The following is a 15813-nucleotide window of genomic DNA, read 5'->3' on the forward strand; positions in this document are numbered from 1 at the left end:
AATCAGGCTTCCTCGAGCGCACGCAGCGAACGGACGGCTTCGTCGAAATGTTGCGGGTGGGTGGCAATGGCCTCGCGGAACAGGTTCTTGGCCGTGTTCACATCCCCTTGCTTGACCGCCGAGATCCCCATCGTATTCAGCAACTGGGCGCGCTCGATCTGGGTCATCGGAATAACCGGCATGGTGTAGTTTCTCTGGGCCGATCTGGCCAGAACAAGGTTGTTCTTGGCAGTGAAAAGGGATTTGTCGTGCCGGATCGCTTCAGTAAACAGGCGTTCGGCCTCGGCATACTGGCCGCGTGTCAGCTTGGAATAGCCCCAGTTGTTCATCACACTGCCCGGGCGCGTCGTCAGGCCTACGGCGGTTTCGTAGAAATGATCTGCCCGCTTCCAGCTTTCCTGCGAATCCGCCACCAACGCCTCGAGACGATAGCGCTTGAATGTCTCAAATGTGGGGGGGACTGAATCCAGCACGGCCTCGGCCTCTTTCCAATTGCCGCCGCGAACCAGAGCGTCTGCATACTCGACCTTGTCCGCGTTGGTCGAGCCTTTCATGCCTGTGACCTTCTTCCAGGCGGCAGAAGCTTCGGTTGTGCGTTTGGCGCGTGAAAGAGATATCGCCAGACCCCGCTGCAGGTCGATGCGATCAGGGTTCTTGGTGGCCGCATTGTGGAAATATGTGACCGCCTCGTTCGGGTCGGCCGCACTCAGCAACACGTCATTCAGATTGGTTTCATCAATGACGTTTACTTCCTGAAATGTACGCTCGACCTTTTCTTCTTCGGTCTCTTTGGCGCATGCCGATACAATCAATCCGCATATGACGATCGACGGAATCAAGAATTGTTGGCGCATTTTTGCGTCCTTTACTGCTCTTGCCTCTGGTTACGGGAGCTTGCGAAGCGTAAATTGCCCGTCGCCTTGCTGCTCCAGCGTATATTCTTGTTCTTGTGAGGTATTATTATCAGGATTTTCCATTTTTGCGAGTGCTAACCGCAGATTGTCGCGGATTGCGTCACTTTCGCCATTGTCCAGCGCATAAGCGCGCTGAAACACCTGGGCCGCTTCGGGATATTGCCCGGTTTCCATCAGCAGAACGCCCAGATTATTCCACGCCACCGGCCAATCGGTATCATCCTTGACGGCCCGTCTCAGCAGGGTTTCGGCTTGGCCAAGGCGCTTCAGGCCCAGATTTGCCGTGCCCATCGATGTCAGGATTTGCGGTGTCATCCCCTGTTCCAGAGCGGCGCGGGTAAAGGATTTGAGCGCCAGTTCGTACTCGCCGGCGGCCATCAAGCGGTTTCCAACCTCAATTTCGTCTTCGGCCTGTCCCCCGGCGTCAATGCCCGGAGCCTCCAGATCGCCGGAACGATCGGTCTCTGTGCAAGAGGCCACCATGGTGAAAACCAGGGTGGCCTGAAAGATGCGGCGGAGCCCGGTCCGGGCGCAGCAGCGAAATGGGTTCATCAGGTTACTACCGGCCGAAATTCGAAATGACGTTTGCCGAAGGCCCGACAAGAATAACCAGCAAAGGCGGAACTGTCAGTCCCATTGTGACAAGCGTCATTTTGGTCGGCAGCTTGTTCGCAGCCTCCTCAGCGCGCATGACGCGCTTGTCGCGCATCTCGCCCGCATACACCCGCAGAGCTTCAGCAATTGATGTACCAAAGGTTGCCGACTGGATCATCACCGTGACGAACGAGTTGACGTCCTGCACGCCACAACGGGTGCCAAAGTCACGCAGGACGGTATCCTTGTCCTTACCCGCTTTCATTTCGTAAGCGACGATCTCGAACTCCTGCGAAATGTCGGGGTACGAGGCTTTCATTTCGTTTGACACCCGGACTATGGCCTGATCGAGGGACTGACCGGCCTCCACACAAACCAGCATCAGGTCAAGCGTGTCGGGAAAGGCTTGCGTAATCTTCTCTTTCCGCTCTTCGATGCGGCGCGTGATCCAGTATTTGGGGATCATGTAGCCGACACCGCCGGGCACCAGCACGCGCACCAGAATTTGCTGGGTGGTGAATTCCTGCGTTCCCGCGAACACCGTTACCAGCAGAACGCCGACAATGATGCCGATGATCCCAAGGGAGAACTGTGCAAAGTGGAAAAACCGCACCGCGTCCTTGGTCTGGTACCCTGCCTGCCGCAGCTTGAGCTGCATTGCCGACAGTTCTTCCTGATCTTTCGGTTCCAGAAAGGTCGCGAATTTTTCAAGCTGCTCGTTCCGACCGGCGTTCCGCAACTGGTCTTTCTTGGCCTTCTTTTCCTTCTTGGGCGCGGCATTCGAACGCTGCAGCTTTTTGAGCGGATCCTCGGGCTGGTTCAGCATCAGAGGGATAGTGACCAGGATCATGAACAACCCCAGAACACCGACCACGATCAGTGGTCCGAACTCGCCCAGATGCTCGGTCAGCAAGTCATTGATGCGGGTCAGGAATTCCATTGCCGTGCCCTCAAACCTTGATGTTGGTGATGATTTTCATGACGATCAAGTTCAGCGTCAGCGTGATGCCAACAAAGAAACACATCGGAATGAACCAGGGATGGTCGAGAACGCCGTCATAATAACCGGGATCCTTGACCAGTATGAAAGCCAGACAGCCCAGCGGGAAGGCCGACAGGAATTTACCGGACCACTGTGCCTCGGCCGTGATCGCCTTGACGCGGCGAAACAGGCGGAATCGGGCACGGATAACCTGTGCAAGACCGGCCAGAATCTCTGCGAGGTTACCGCCGGATTGCTGCTGGATGCCCACGGCAACCGCCAAAAACCGCAAATCCTGCATGTCCAGACGTTCGGCCATGTCTTTCAAGGCTTCGCCAACGTCGCGGCCATAGGCGCATTCATCGGCGATGACGCCAAACTCGGTTCCCAGCGGGTCCTGAACCTCGGAAGCAACAACCTGAATCGTTGAGACGAAGGGGTTGCCGACACGCAGCGAGCGAACCATCAGTTCCACGGCTTCGGGCAATTGTTCTTCGATCATGCCCATGCGTTTCTTGGCCTTTTGGTTCACCCACGCATAAACGCTGCCAACACCGATTGCGACGGAAATGGCCGCCCGTAAGGCGGTATCGGTGGCTGTGCCGATGCTAAGCCCCATGAACGCGACCCCGGATACAAGGCACATGATCATGATCAATTGCCGGGGCGAAAACGCAATCGCCGCCTTCTGCGCCTTGTCGGCCAGAAGGGAATAGAGCGGGATGCTCTGCGATTTCATATGCTGCTGCATTTCCTTGCGCAGCTGTTCCAGAACCTGTTCACGCCCGACACCTTTGTCGAGCATGTCGAGGCGGCGGTTTACCCGGCTGTTAAGGCTGATGGATTTGCCGAACGCGACCAGGTAGATACCTTCGACCAGGGCCAGAACGCCCACGAAGATCGCGACATAGATCAATGCCTCCATAGGCAGTTGCATATCCTTGATCTCCTACATTGTGGTTGGGTCGTAAATGGACGCGGGCAGGTCAAAGCCCCACAGGCGGAAGCGCTCGGAGTAGTGGCTGCGCACGCCGGTTGCGGTGAAGTGACCGATAATCTTGTTGTCAGGTGTCAGGCCAACACGTTGAAAACGAAAGATTTCCTGCATGGAAATCACATCGCCTTCCATCCCGGTGATCTCGGTGATCGATGTCATGCGGCGCGAACCGTCCTGCAAGCGGCTGGCCTGTACGATCAGGTTCACAGCGCTGGCAATCTGGCTGCGCACGGCCTTGATCGGCATCTCGATCCCGGCCATCGCGATCATGTTTTCCAGACGCGAGATCCCGTCGCGGGCCGAGTTGGCGTGGATCGTAGTCATTGACCCGTCGTGGCCAGTGTTCATGGCCTGCAACATGTCGATCACCTCGGCACCACGCGTCTCACCCACGATGATACGGTCGGGGCGCATCCGCAGGGCGTTTTTGAGACAGTCGCGCGGGCTGACTTCGCCTTTGCCTTCCACGTTGGGCGGACGACTTTCCATCCGGCCCACATGGGTCTGCTGCAGCTGAAGTTCTGCTGTATCTTCGATCGTCAGGATGCGTTCGGCGTCGTCAATGAAGCTGGACAGGGCGTTCAGGGTGGTCGTTTTACCGGAACCAGTACCGCCCGAGACGATAACGTTCAGGCGCGTAGACACCGCAGCTTGAAGATAGGCAGCCATTTCTTCGCTGAACGCACCGAAATTGACCAGATCATCGATGCCCAGCTTGTCCTTTTTGAACTTACGAATGGATACCAGAGATCCGTCGACCGCAATCGGCGGCACCATGGCGTTGAAACGCGATCCGTCAGCAAGACGGGCGTCAACATAAGGGTTGGATTCATCGACCCGGCGACCCACGGCGGACACGATCTTGTCGATGATCCGCATCAGGTGCTTTTCGTCCTTGAAGGTGATGTCGCTGAGTTGCAGCTTGCCGTCGCGTTCTACGAAGATCTGCTGCGGACCGTTCACCAGAATATCGTTGACCGTGTCATCCTGCAGCAAGGTCTCCAAAGGCCCAAGCCCTGTGACCTCGTCATAAAGTTCCTTGTTGAGCTGCGAACGGTCTTCGCGGTTCAGAACGATGTTGCGCGATTCGAGAACTTCGCTGGCAATGGCGCTGATCTCAGCCCGAAGCTCAGCCTCGGCGGCTGATTCCAGCGCCGAGAGGTTCAGGTTTTCAAGCAATTCGCGATGCAGATCGATCTTGATTTCACTCAAGCGTTCCTTGCGCTTGCGGTCACGGTCGGAAGATGAGGCCTCGGCGGCCTTTTTCTGCACCGGTTTGCGGACAACCGCCGTTGTGGCAGAGGCAGGAGCGTTTGCCGCGGCCGGGGCGGCCTCGGGGGCTTTGGCCGCTGTCTTGACCGGCTGCGCATCAGGCTGCTTCTTGTATCTCGAAAACATGACGGCTGTCCCCTTGAGAAGTTGTTACGCGGCTTCCGCGTTGCTCGAGCCCAGGCTGTGAAGCGACTTGGCCAGTTTGGCGATTTCCCGCCGCAGTGGGTTCTTGGCGGCAGATTTTGCAAGCGGCAGGCCGTGATCGCCGGCTTGCAGAACAGGTTTACCACCTTCGGGCAGTTGCAGATCGATGGAGATTCCCAGGCTTTCGCCCATGCGCTTGACCCGGCCCTTGCCGTTCAGATCCGTGAATTTTGGCGCACGGTTCAATGCAAAGCGCAGCTTGTTGAAGGGCAGTTCCTCGGCCTGCAAGGCACGCTTCAGGCGCAGCGCGTTCTGGGCGGACCGCATATCCAGCTCGATCAGTGCAAAATAGACATGCGCCGCCGCCAGCACCGTTTCGGACCAGTGCACCAGTGTTTTTGGCATATCCACGACCACATAGTCGAAATGTTTGCGCGCGGTGTCGATGACGCGCTGAATATCCTCAGGCGTAATCAGGTCCAGCGGAACAATGTCGGAAGGCGAGGTCAGAACCTGCAGTCTTTCTTCATATGTCTGCAGCGCCTGGGAAAAAACATCGTCGTCCATGGACGCCGTGTCCGACAGCATTTCGAACACTGTCTCGCGACGCGGCAGGTCCAGATATGTGGAAACTGTGCCAAATTGCAGATCCAGGTCAATCAGGCACACGGTCGGTGCTTCTTTGTCCGAAACCGTAGCCAGTTCCCAGGCAAGATTGACCGCCAGAGTGGTCGAGCCTACGCCTCCGGCCAGGCCGTGCACCACAAACAGCGCGCCTTCTTTTGATTCGCCCTGGGTCAACGGAACTGCCGCCGCCTGGGGCGCGGCAACCGGATCGGGCTGTTTCATGCGCTCGATGGCCTCCTGCAACTCGCCTTCGGGCAGCGGGTAGGGGACAAATTCATCGGCACCTTTGCGCAGCAGCTGATGCAGCGACGCAGGTGTGACATCTTCGGCGATCAGAACAACTTTGATTTTCTTGTCCTTGGCGCGGGTGATGATTTCACCCATCAGCGTCAGGTTGTCTTCGTCTTCCCCGTCGATTGCAAGTGCCACAAATTCAAGAGAATCTGCCTCGGGCTGGCTGAAAAAAGCCAGTGCCTCAGCAAATCCAAGATCGCCCCAGCGTTCACCCAGCGCAACTTCCATGTCTTCGATCAACAGATCGAAATTCTGGACATCACGGCTGATTGTGCAGGCCAGAATGGCGTTATTTTCGTCTTGCGGCGTGGCGCTTGTCATTAACACAATCCTCGTAGTGAGGGCTTGGCAAATCTTACAAACACAAGCGGTCTGGTCGGATTGGCTGTCGCCCCGATGCGGTCAAATCTGGCCGCAGGTCACCCAATTGTTGACAACGTCTCTTGGAAGTTGGGCGAGAATTGGGCGTAAAAGAACAAATTGTAGGGAATTGGGCGACGATGCCGCCCAATTGCGCTTTATTGTTCTGATGTGGTGCCAACACTCGTCTCGGATGCCAGGCCCGAGGGTGGAATGGCGCTTTCCACGTAGCTGCGATAGATAACCTCGGCGTATTTGCCGTCCAGCAGGTTGGGGTGGTTATCTACAAATCCGGACACTTCGGTCACGGTACGCCGGTTGCGGCGGTCGCGATTCGGCGTATCGATCAAAGGACGTGACTTGCCGAAAGAGACCACTGCTTCAAGCCGGGACCGGGAAACGCCCTGATTGACCAGGAATGCAACCGCTGAGTTTGCACGGCGCTGTCCCAGGCTTTGGTTATAGGAAGCGGAACCGACCCTGTCGGTGTGACCATAGACCCGGAACCGGGCTTCGGGGAATTGCTTGATCCAGGCCGCCTGCTGCGCCAGGATCCGCTGTGCCGAAGCATCCAGTTGCGAACTGTTGAAGGCAAAGTTGATCTGGGTTGGAACCTCTGCCGCAAACCGCTGAGCCAGGATCTGGGCATAGGACAACTCACCGTTCATCACCTGGATATTGTTGAGAGTTGCGTTGCCGAAAGCGCCCGAATCGATTTCGTAGCCCGCTTCCCGTGTACAGCCTGCGACAGCGACCGACAGACATAGTGTCATCATCCACTTTTGCATGGGTCCTATCCTCCTCATCAATCCAGGACGTAGCCGTAAGAGCTGCCATAGCCCTGTTTGGCCACTTCTGTTGCGGCACCTGCACCGGCACGTGTTGTCCGGGCGGTCTTGCCATTCACGAACAGATCGAATTCGCTGGGCGGTTTGACCCGATCGGTGGGCAGAGCCAGGGCTTCACCTCGCGTCGGCGACACAAGATGTGCAGTGATGATAATAACCAGTTCGCTTTGTTCGCGCTGATATTCGGCGCTGCGGAACAGGGCGCCCAGGACCGGTACGTCGCCAAGCCACGGGATCTGGTTGTTCAGGTCGGCAAAGTTGTCCTGGATCAGCCCGGCGATGGCAAAGCTCTCTCCGTCGCGCAGTTCAACCGTCGTGCTGGTCTGGCGTGTGATAAAGCTTGGAACGTTGTCGCCATTGATCGTGAAGTTCGAGCTGTTGTCGATCGCCGAGACAGACGCGGCCATCTCCAGATTAATTAGCTCGCCGTCGACAACACGTGGGATGAAGTCGATTTCAACACCGAAGGCCTTGTATTCAATGGTAACGACACCATCGTCCTGCGGAACCGGGATAGGCACTTCACCGCCGGCCAGGAATGTCGCTTCTTGCCCGGACAGTGCAGACAGGTTGGGTTCAGCCAGGCTGCGGGCTAGGCCTTTGGCCTCAAGGGCCTCCAGCAACAGGCGAACCTGGGTCGAACCTGCGCCAAATCCAAACAGGATGGCACCCGTGTTGGACTGCACGGCGGGAATGTTGTTGCTCAGTGCGTTCTGCAATGCCAACGAGTTGTTCAGCGTGTTGATACCACCGGTCACATCGCCGCCTCCGAAGCCCAGCGATGCTGACAGGCTCTTGGCGACCGAGCGGTTCATCTCTGCAAAGCGGACTTTCAGCATGACCTGCTGCACGCCGCCAACGCTCATAAGGTTCGAAACGCGATCCGGGGCATAACGTTCTGCCAGTTCCAGCGCGCGGGCCAGCTTTGCCGAGCTGGACACGGTGCCGGACAGCACGATGCCGTCATTTGCCGTACGTACCTCGACCCGCTCATCGGGCAGGATCTGGCGCAGCCTTTCCTTGAATTCGGTCACATCCGGTGCCACACGAACGCGAACGTTCGTGATCAGATTGCCGACGCCATCGAACAACGTCAGCGTTGTGATGCCAGGAGCCTTACCAAGAACATAGATCGTGCGGTCCGAAAGCGACGAGATGTCGGCGATACCCGCGTTGGCGATGCTCAGTTCTGCGAACGGCTCTTCACTCTCAACAACAATTGCGCGATTCATAGGGACATCCAGCGTTTCCGCCGTGCCCTTTTTCACCACGCGAAGATTCTGTGCCCAGGCGGCATCGCCGACCGGGCTCACAACAAGCGCCAACCCCAGCAGGGTTGCGCTGATCCAGGAACGTATTGTCATGTGACCTGCCTCTCCGATCACGCCTCGTTTTTGGGTCTATCGCCCTCTGATACGAAACACTGCGCGAATTCAGAATTTATTGCAATAATCAATGGTTTCCGGATTGTTCCTTATGTGGGGAATGGGCAACAATCAAAATAGAAAGAGCCGCGCAGACTGCGCGGCTCAAGTCCGTAACGCTCTGATTTAACGTCAGTTTGTGCAGGGAATTGGGGTTTCGACGATCTCTCCGCCGCGGCGGGTCCGGATCGTACACACTCTTTCCTGGGCTTTCTTCGGAGCGGGAGCCGCCTCTTTAATACCCAACAGTTTTCGCTGGTCGACTTCGATTGCCGCGGTGATGGCCTCGTCCTCGACCCCAACCAGGGCGAGGGACAGGCGACCGGTGCTCTGGGCCTGGGCCAGCGAGATCGCCTGTTCCGGTGTAACGGCAACCGTAACTGTACGTGCAATTGTTGTGCCTGTGACGTCCGAGCCTGCGGACTGATCAATGGCAACCAGTCTGATACTGGGAAGAATCAAACGCGTGAGTTCACCGCTGGCACCCTCGACCGCGCCCCGCAACGAGCCGGTCCAGATAATGTCGACGTCGTCTCCCGGGCGCAGAAATCCGGATACGCCGGACGCAACATCAACGCTGATGGCAAAGGCCCGCTTGCCTTTTTCCAGGCGCGAGGTCAGACCCGCGGCTTCGCCCGGCCGGGTAATCTTGACCTCCATGATCGCTTCGTCTTTTTCCATGGCCCTCATGACATAACGCTCATTGTCTCCGGTCTCGGGGAACAGGACGGTCATTTCCGTGAATGTGCCCTCGGGGATCGCGTTTTCCGGCCAATCGACGATACGCACATCTTCTTCCTTCACGCGTTCGCCATACTTTAGCGAACGGTTGGACACGATGACGCTGACGGTCGGAATTACATTGACGTTCGCGTTTGCCAAAGCTTCCTGGGCTGCCAAACGCTCGCGTGCGAGAGCATCCTGATAGGCGGTGATATAGTTGCGCGCCATGTAAACCGCGCCGCCGGCCAGAGCCACCCCGACGATCAGAACAAGACCAAACACAGCTCGCATGCGTGCACCTCATATTTTCGGTGGCCAGAGTCATTTCGGCCAGTGGGAAACTTTGAAACAGCTTATTTCCTAAACAGGAATTGTGTCGAAATGTAGGACAAAGAAGACATTTCTATCACTGTTCCACGATTGTAGGGCGAGTTAGCAACACACTCAGGTCAAGCGCAGGCCCCCGGGGGGCTACGTTTCAAACGTCCAGCGTGAAGAGCCCAGAGTTGGCTGAACTATGCTTGGAAACCTTAGACAGTAGCTCAGCTACCGCCGCCCGCGGTCCCTGAAACAACGATCCCGCCAGGTGCGTTGTTGGATCCGGTACTGATGGTCGCGCTGGACATCGCCGAGCTGGTGTTCCCACTCAGGCTGATGGTTGCTGTCTGGATACCGAAGTAAATCAGTGTCGCAAGCGCAATGATTATTGCAGTCAGAACGACCCAGTCGACGGTGACAGCACCGTCTTCAGAGGTGATAAAGGTTTTCGTGAACCTGATCATTCCGGGTCACTCCAGTAAAGCAGGGTCGGGGCAGAACCGACCAATAGAATCTGTTTATGCACAACCTTTGCTGATGCACTCATTATGTTTTGCTTTGCCGGAGTGGCAGGAATTGGGCAAAACATTGAATTATAGGACGTATTTGGATTTTTTGTGGTGCGCCTGGCCGTGACCGCGCCTGATTTTCGCTCGGTTGCCAAATCGCCGGTGCCTTGCCTGGCCGGTCCTTGAACTCACGGTTCCAAAAGAAAAGCCGCGCCAATTTTGGCGCGGCCTGTTTCCCGTTCCGGGAACTATTTGGCTTAGTTGGTACCCGAAGTGGTGATACCGCCGGCTTGGGTGCCATCGCTTGTGCCGGTGTTCAGGGTTGCGCTGCTCAGCGCGGTGTTCACGTCGGTTGCCATGCCCTGTGCGCCGTTGGCGATCTGCTGGTAGGCCACGGTGCCCAGACCGATGACTGCTGCGGTCAGAACAACCCAGTCAACTGTTACGGCGCCGTCTTCGTCTTTGCGGAAGTTCTTGATGAACTTGATCATGTTACGTCCCTCCTAAAGGATCTAAGTCAATTAACCTTGGCGTCTTTCAGAGCTTTCTCTCTCAGTCCGCTCATGACCGTCTCGGTATGGATATATGTTTGACTGTTGTGCGTGGCAGGAATTGGGCCAAACACAGTTTTTTTGCGCTTCGTCTTAACTTTTTGGTGACGAATTATGTATCTCATTGAAAAAGAACAAATAAAATTTTCAAAGTGACGGTGATGACCTTCGCAAGAGATGCAAAATTGCGCCAAATGAGGCGAAATTGCCCCAATTCGCTTTGTTTTTCTGGCCTTGCGGCCGGATTCGAGGTTCAAATTCATCAAAAGAAAACAAGAGGCAGGCAAAAAATGAATCTCCGGTACGCAATCACATGCGCCGGCGTGTCGGCATTTCTGATATCGGGCACGGTTCCGGTGATCGCCGCCGATATCGAGCCGAGAGGCGTCTATAAAAGGATCAAGGCGCCAAAGCCCGGCGCGCGCCCGCGCATCACCGTTCAGATCACGGCTGAAGAACATGCATCCCAGCCTTTTGCCCCCAGCACCGGGGCCGAGCTTGAAACGCCTGAAGTGGTCAAGCGCACCGCGCTTCCGCCTGAGAACCTGCCGGGGTCGAACAGCCCTGAAAAACCCGTCGGTTCCTACACCGCCTTCTGGGACAAGATCTCGCCGGAACTGGCTGAAGCCGGCGCAGGGCGGCTGGATATGGCGATCAATGCGCTTTCATCCACAAATGTTGCTTCACCACGTTTGCAGACCCTTCAAAACATTGCACAGCTGCAGGGGATCGACATTCTGCGCTCGACAGTGGGAACGAAGGTTTCCCCGGCACTTGTCCTTGCGGTGATTTCCGTGGAATCGGCCGGTCGGGCGGATGCTGTCAGTTCAGCCGGTGCGCAAGGGTTGATGCAACTGATGCCCGCTACGGCCGAAAGGTTCGGTGTCGAGGACAGTTTTCAGCCCTCGCAGAATATCGCGGGCGGTGTGAAATACCTGAACTGGCTGATGGGTGAATTCAAAAACGACCCGATTCTGGTTCTGGCCGGATATAATGCGGGCGAAGGGGCCGTTCGCAAACACAGTGGTGTGCCGCCTTATGCGGAAACCCGCGATTACGTGCCAAAAGTGCTTGCAGCGTTTCAGGTGGCGCGCGCGTTGTGCTCGACCCCGCCGGAACTGATCTCGGATGGCTGCGTATTTCAGACGCTAAACTGAAAATGGCCCGCGTGTTGGCGGGCCATTCAATATCAGGTCAATCAGTCGACGATCGTGGCCAGGGTCGAGGCCCGCATATCGTCTTCACTGACACCGTCGGCCAGTTCGACAATCTTCAGGCCGCCTTCAACCACATCCAGAACGCCCAGATTGGTGATGATGCGATCAACGACGCCCTTACCTGTCAGCGGCAAGGTGCATTCCTTCAGCACTTTTGAATCGCCATGTTTGTTGGTGTGATCCATGACCACGATCACACGACCGACGCCGGCGACCAGATCCATCGCGCCGCCCATACCCTTGACCAGCTTGCCCGGGATCATCCAGTTGGCCAGATCGCCCTTTTCGTCCACTTCCATGGCACCCAGAATCGCCGCAGCGATCTTGCCGCCCCGGATCATGGCAAAGGACGTGGCGCTGTCGAAGTAGGACGTGCGGGACAGTTCGGTGATCGTCTGCTTGCCCGCGTTGATCAGGTCGGGGTCTTCTTCACCCTCGAACGGGAATGGACCCATGCCCAGCATGCCGTTCTCGGATTGCAGTGTGATGTCCTTGTCGCCCACGTAGTTCGCCACCAGCGTCGGAATGCCGATGCCGAGGTTCACATACATGCCATCTTCCAGCTCTTCCGCCGCGCGTGCGGCCATCTGATTGCGGTCCCAGGGCATTATGCGTCCTCCTTCTTGCGGGTGGTGCGCTGTTCGATGCGCTTTTCGTGACTACCCTGAATGATGCGGTGCACGTAGATGCCGGGCAGATGGATCCCATCCGGGTCGAGCGAGCCGCGCGGCACGATCTCTTCAACTTCGGCGATGCAGATCTTGCCGCAGGTCGCGGCAGGTACATTGAAGTTGCGTGCAGTCTTGCGGAAAATCAGGTTGCCGGTGTCATCGGCCTTCCAGGCCTTGACGATGGCGAGATCGGCAAAAATGCCTTCCTCCATGATGTAGGTCTCGCCGTTGAAGTCCTTGTGTTCCTTGCCGTCGGCAATCACGGTACCCACGCCGGTCTTGGTGTAAAAGCCGGGGATGCCCGCGCCGCCTGCGCGCATACGTTCGGCCAGAGTGCCTTGTGGGTTGAACTCCAGCTCCAACTCGCCGCTCAGGTACTGGCGCATGAATTCGGCGTTTTCACCGACATAAGAGCTGATCATCTTTTTGACCTGCTTCGTCTGCAGCAGGATGCCGATACCGAAATCGTCGACCCCGGCGTTGTTGCTGGCAAAGGTCAGATCCTTGGCGCCCGATTCCCGGATTGCCTCAAGCAGCAGTTCGGGAATACCGCACAGGCCGAAACCGCCCGCCGCAATCAGCATGCCATCCGACAGCACCCCATCGAGCGCTTCAGTGGCATTGGCATAGATTTTCTTCATGGAAAACTCCCCCAATGACATGGTGATGCGGCAGGTTGTGCCGCCACGTCACGGGGAAGTCAATGAAACCAGAGGGCAATGGTATTTCTACCTAACCCCGTCTCAGCCCGCCTTCTTGGCTGTCTTATTCGCAGCGGCCTTTTTCTTTGGCGCCGCTTTTTTCTTGGTGCCCTTCTTGGCCGCACGCTCGTTGACCAGTTCAACGGCCATTTCCTGCGTCACGTCTTCCGGCTTGATGTCCTTGGGAATGGTCGCGTTGACTTTCTCCCATTTCACATAAGGCCCGTAACGCCCGTCCAGAACCTGCATCGCGCCGCCATCGGGATGATCGCCCAGTTCCTTCAGCGGTTTGGCTGCCGCACTACGGCCCCGACCGGGGTTGGCCCGTTTTTCGGCCAGCAGTTCAACGGCCCGGTTCATCCCGATCTCGAACACGTCGTTGGGGTCTTTGAGGTTGGCGTAAACCGGTTTGGCTTCATCGGCCAGTTGATGCATCAGGTAAGGCCCGAAGCGACCGAAATTCGCGCTGATCATTCCACCTTCGGGGTGTTCGCCGATCTGGCGGGGCAGGCTGAGAAGGGTCAGCGCCTTGTCCAGATCCATGTCATCCTTGCTCCAGCCACGCGGCAGCGACGCACGGGGGGGTTTCTTGTTCTCCGGCGTCGGCTCGCCACGCTGGACATAAGGACCAAAGCGGCCGGATTTCAGCCAGATCTCATCACCCGCATCCTCGCCCAGAAGACGTTCGTCGCCTTCCGCGCCTTCACCGGCGATCGGACGGGTATACGTGCATTCCGGGTAGTTGCCGCACCCGACGAATCCGCCGGTGCGCGACGTCTTCAGATGCAATTGCCCCACGCCGCATTTCGGGCAGATACGCGGATCCGACCCGTCCTCGCGCGGCGGATAAAGCTGCGGTGCCAGCGCTTCGTCCAGCTTGTCCAGCACTTCCGAAATGCGCAGCTCCGAGGTCTCGCCGATTGCAGCCGAAAACTCGCGCCAAAACTTGCCCAACAGATCCTTGTAGTCGCGATCCCCGGCGCTGACGTCGTCCAGCTGTTCTTCCAGATTGGCGGTGAACTCATAGCCCACGTACTGACGGAAGAAATTCAGCAGGAAGATGGTGACGATGCGACCCTTTTCTTCAGGGATCAGCCGGTTCTTGTCCTTGCGCACATATTCCCGGTCCTGGATCGTCGTGACAATGCTGGCGTAGGTTGAAGGGCGCCCGATCCCCAGCTCCTCCATCCGCTTCACAAGGGTAGCCTCGGTATAGCGCGGGGGCGGCTGAGTGTGATGTTGCAGGGCCAGAACGGCTTCATTCTCGGACAGGATGGCGGCCTTGTCATCGCTCGTGGCCTTGGTGTGCTGATCCCGCAATGAGGTCTTGGCAAACGGGGCAGGGTCCCCCTTCATGATCTGAGGCAGGCGTTTTTCGTCGTCATCCGTGACGTCATCGCGGCCCTCTTCATAGACGCGCATGAACCCGTCGAACAAAACCACCTGCCCGGTGGCGCGCAGACCGACCTGACCGTCGGCGCTGCCAATCTCGACCGTGGTCCGCTCCAGCCGGGCGGCGGCCATCTGGCAGGCGATTGTACGTTTCCAGATCAGATCATAAAGCTTGCGCTGATCCTCATCCGTGACCTTCAGCGCCTTGGCATCGCGGGTCATATCCGTCGGGCGGATACATTCATGCGCTTCCTGAGCGTTCTTGGCCTTGTTCTTATACATGCGCGGGCTGTCTGGCACGTATTCTGCGCCATATCGGTCGGCGATGGCGTCGCGGGTGGCAGTCACAGCTTCTGGCGCCATGTCGATGCCGTCAGTCCGCATATATGTAATGTAACCCGCCTCATACAGCCGCTGCGCCACCTGCATCGCGTGGCGGGCTCCCATGCCGAACTTGCGGCTGGCTTCCTGCTGCAGCGTGGATGTCATGAACGGCGCGCTTGGGTTGCGGGCGGCAGGCTTGGCCTCGACTGATGTCACGCTCAACGCGCGGCTGGTGATGGCCTGAACTGCCAATTCGGCTTGTGTCGAATTGGTCAGATCGTGCTTGTCCAGCTTTTTTCCGGCCAGCGTGACCAGCCGGGCCTCGTAGGTCTGGCCGCGGGGCGTTTCGAACAAGGCCCGCACCGACCAGTATTCGACCGGCTTGAACGCCTCGATCTCCATCTCGCGCTCGACGATCAACCGCAGACAGACCGACTGCACCCGGCCAGCCGACCGCGCGCCGGGCAGCTTGCGCCACAGAACGGGTGACAGGTTGAACCCCACCAGGTAATCCAGCGCACGGCGGGCCAGATAAGCCTCGACCAGCGGCATGTCCACCTGACGCGGGTTCTGCATCGCCTGCGTCACAGCCTCTTTGGTGATGGCGTTGAATGTAACCCGGCTGACCGGTGTGTCTTTCTTGATCGAGCGCCGCTTGGTCAGCGCTTCCTGCAGGTGCCAGCTGATTGCTTCGCCCTCGCGATCGGGGTCAGTGGCCAGGATCAGCGCATTGTCGTCCTTAAGTGCGTCGGCGATGGCCTTGACGTGCTTGCGGCTGTCATTTCCGACTTCCCATTTCATCGAGAATTCATGCTCTGGATCAACCGATCCGTCCTTCGGCGGCAAGTCGCGTACATGGCCGTACGAGGCCAGAACGGTGTAGTCGGGGCCCAGATATTTGTTGATTGTCTTTGCTTTGGCCGGAGATTCTACAACAACTACAGGCATTTA

At 57.5% G+C, this 15813-nt stretch carries 15 protein-coding genes; 1 reads left to right on the top strand and 14 read right to left on the bottom strand.

The window, feature by feature from the left end; all coding sequences use genetic code 11:
* Window positions 1–2 precede the first annotated feature (2 nt).
* The 11 genes from ACR1XU_RS09055 to ACR1XU_RS09105 all read right to left on the bottom strand — a co-directional run bounded on the left by ACR1XU_RS09055 (window position 3) and on the right by ACR1XU_RS09105 (window position 10497).
* Window positions 3–854 carry a tetratricopeptide repeat protein gene (locus ACR1XU_RS09055; protein WP_480490479.1) on the bottom strand — a complete coding sequence of 284 codons (852 nt, stop codon included), beginning with the start codon at window positions 852–854 and terminating at the stop codon, window positions 3–5.
* A 30-nt stretch (window positions 855–884) separates the two neighbouring features.
* Window positions 885–1466 carry a tetratricopeptide repeat protein gene (locus tag ACR1XU_RS09060; protein ID WP_480905703.1) on the bottom strand — a complete coding sequence of 194 codons (582 nt, stop codon included), beginning with the start codon at window positions 1464–1466 and terminating at the stop codon, window positions 885–887.
* A 7-nt stretch (window positions 1467–1473) separates the two neighbouring features.
* Window positions 1474–2448: a type II secretion system F family protein gene (locus ACR1XU_RS09065; RefSeq protein WP_170807758.1), complete on the bottom strand. Its 975-nt coding sequence runs from the start codon at window positions 2446–2448 to the stop codon at window positions 1474–1476.
* A gap of 10 nt (window positions 2449–2458) precedes the next feature.
* Window positions 2459–3427 carry a type II secretion system F family protein gene (locus ACR1XU_RS09070; RefSeq protein ID WP_170613284.1) on the bottom strand — a complete coding sequence of 323 codons (969 nt, stop codon included), beginning with the start codon at window positions 3425–3427 and terminating at the stop codon, window positions 2459–2461.
* A 12-nt stretch (window positions 3428–3439) separates the two neighbouring features.
* Complete coding sequence (locus ACR1XU_RS09075) at window positions 3440–4885, bottom strand: TadA family conjugal transfer-associated ATPase (RefSeq protein WP_170613282.1); 1446 nt, start codon at window positions 4883–4885, stop codon at window positions 3440–3442.
* Between the two features lie 24 nt (window positions 4886–4909).
* Window positions 4910–6145, bottom strand: a complete 1236-nt coding sequence (locus ACR1XU_RS09080; RefSeq protein WP_480905698.1) for a CpaE/TadZ family protein — start codon at window positions 6143–6145, stop codon at window positions 4910–4912.
* Window positions 6146–6342: 197 nt separating this feature from the next.
* Entirely contained in the window at window positions 6343–6972 is a 630-nt protein-coding gene (locus tag ACR1XU_RS09085; protein ID WP_170807759.1) for an OmpA family protein, read from the bottom strand.
* A 17-nt stretch (window positions 6973–6989) separates the two neighbouring features.
* A complete protein-coding gene (locus tag ACR1XU_RS09090) occupies window positions 6990–8396 on the bottom strand; it encodes a type II and III secretion system protein family protein (protein ID WP_170613276.1) in 1407 nt (468 codons plus the stop codon).
* Window positions 8397–8588: 192 nt separating this feature from the next.
* A complete protein-coding gene (cpaB, locus tag ACR1XU_RS09095) occupies window positions 8589–9470 on the bottom strand; it encodes a Flp pilus assembly protein CpaB (RefSeq protein WP_170613274.1) in 882 nt (293 codons plus the stop codon).
* A 251-nt stretch (window positions 9471–9721) separates the two neighbouring features.
* Window positions 9722–9961, bottom strand: coding sequence for a hypothetical protein (locus tag ACR1XU_RS09100; protein WP_170678132.1), 240 nt, complete (start codon window positions 9959–9961; stop codon window positions 9722–9724).
* 302 nt (window positions 9962–10263) lie between these two features.
* Window positions 10264–10497, bottom strand: coding sequence for a hypothetical protein (locus ACR1XU_RS09105; RefSeq protein WP_321251503.1), 234 nt, complete (start codon window positions 10495–10497; stop codon window positions 10264–10266).
* A gap of 350 nt (window positions 10498–10847) precedes the next feature.
* Here ACR1XU_RS09105 and ACR1XU_RS09110 point away from each other — a divergent pair, with 350 nt between their 5' ends.
* Complete coding sequence (locus tag ACR1XU_RS09110) at window positions 10848–11714, top strand: lytic transglycosylase domain-containing protein (RefSeq protein WP_170613266.1); 867 nt, start codon at window positions 10848–10850, stop codon at window positions 11712–11714.
* Between the two features lie 41 nt (window positions 11715–11755).
* On the opposite strand, the gene ACR1XU_RS09115 is transcribed toward ACR1XU_RS09110, so the two are convergent.
* The 3 genes from ACR1XU_RS09115 to topA all read right to left on the bottom strand — a co-directional run bounded on the left by ACR1XU_RS09115 (window position 11756) and on the right by topA (window position 15810).
* Window positions 11756–12382 (bottom strand): 3-oxoacid CoA-transferase subunit B, encoded by a 627-nt coding sequence (locus ACR1XU_RS09115; RefSeq protein ID WP_480812670.1) that lies wholly within the window; start codon window positions 12380–12382, stop codon window positions 11756–11758.
* On the bottom strand, window positions 12382–13086 hold the full coding sequence (locus tag ACR1XU_RS09120; protein WP_170613262.1) for a CoA transferase subunit A: 705 nt from the start codon (window positions 13084–13086) through the stop codon (window positions 12382–12384). Before ACR1XU_RS09120 ends, ACR1XU_RS09115 begins: the two co-directional genes overlap by 1 nt.
* 102 nt (window positions 13087–13188) lie before the next feature.
* Entirely contained in the window at window positions 13189–15810 is a 2622-nt protein-coding gene (topA, locus tag ACR1XU_RS09125; protein ID WP_480905692.1) for a type I DNA topoisomerase, read from the bottom strand.
* Window positions 15811–15813: the final 3 nt, after the last annotated feature.

The sequence above is a fragment of the Ruegeria sp. D1(2025) genome (genome assembly GCF_056536425.1).

Excerpts from the sequence above, each read along its gene's own strand:
- ACR1XU_RS09100 (WP_170678132.1), bottom strand. The coding sequence starts at position 9,961 with ATGATCAGGTTCACGAAAACCTTTATCACCTCTGAAGACGGTGCTGTC.
- ACR1XU_RS09090 (WP_170613276.1), bottom strand. The coding sequence starts at position 8,396 with ATGACAATACGTTCCTGGATCAGCGCAACCCTGCTGGGGTTGGCGCTT.
- ACR1XU_RS09060 (WP_480905703.1), bottom strand. The coding sequence starts at position 1,466 with ATGAACCCATTTCGCTGCTGCGCCCGGACCGGGCTCCGCCGCATCTTT.
- ACR1XU_RS09105 (WP_321251503.1), bottom strand. The coding sequence starts at position 10,497 with ATGATCAAGTTCATCAAGAACTTCCGCAAAGACGAAGACGGCGCCGTA.
- topA (WP_480905692.1), bottom strand. The coding sequence starts at position 15,810 with ATGCCTGTAGTTGTTGTAGAATCTCCGGCCAAAGCAAAGACAATCAAC.
- ACR1XU_RS09110 (WP_170613266.1), top strand. The coding sequence starts at position 10,848 with ATGAATCTCCGGTACGCAATCACATGCGCCGGCGTGTCGGCATTTCTG.
- ACR1XU_RS09065 (WP_170807758.1), bottom strand. The coding sequence starts at position 2,448 with ATGGAATTCCTGACCCGCATCAATGACTTGCTGACCGAGCATCTGGGC.
- ACR1XU_RS09075 (WP_170613282.1), bottom strand. The coding sequence starts at position 4,885 with ATGTTTTCGAGATACAAGAAGCAGCCTGATGCGCAGCCGGTCAAGACA.
- ACR1XU_RS09070 (WP_170613284.1), bottom strand. The coding sequence starts at position 3,427 with ATGCAACTGCCTATGGAGGCATTGATCTATGTCGCGATCTTCGTGGGC.
- ACR1XU_RS09120 (WP_170613262.1), bottom strand. The coding sequence starts at position 13,086 with ATGAAGAAAATCTATGCCAATGCCACTGAAGCGCTCGATGGGGTGCTG.
- ACR1XU_RS09115 (WP_480812670.1), bottom strand. The coding sequence starts at position 12,382 with ATGCCCTGGGACCGCAATCAGATGGCCGCACGCGCGGCGGAAGAGCTG.
- ACR1XU_RS09085 (WP_170807759.1), bottom strand. The coding sequence starts at position 6,972 with ATGCAAAAGTGGATGATGACACTATGTCTGTCGGTCGCTGTCGCAGGC.
- ACR1XU_RS09055 (WP_480490479.1), bottom strand. The coding sequence starts at position 854 with ATGCGCCAACAATTCTTGATTCCGTCGATCGTCATATGCGGATTGATT.
- cpaB (WP_170613274.1), bottom strand. The coding sequence starts at position 9,470 with ATGCGAGCTGTGTTTGGTCTTGTTCTGATCGTCGGGGTGGCTCTGGCC.
- ACR1XU_RS09080 (WP_480905698.1), bottom strand. The coding sequence starts at position 6,145 with ATGACAAGCGCCACGCCGCAAGACGAAAATAACGCCATTCTGGCCTGC.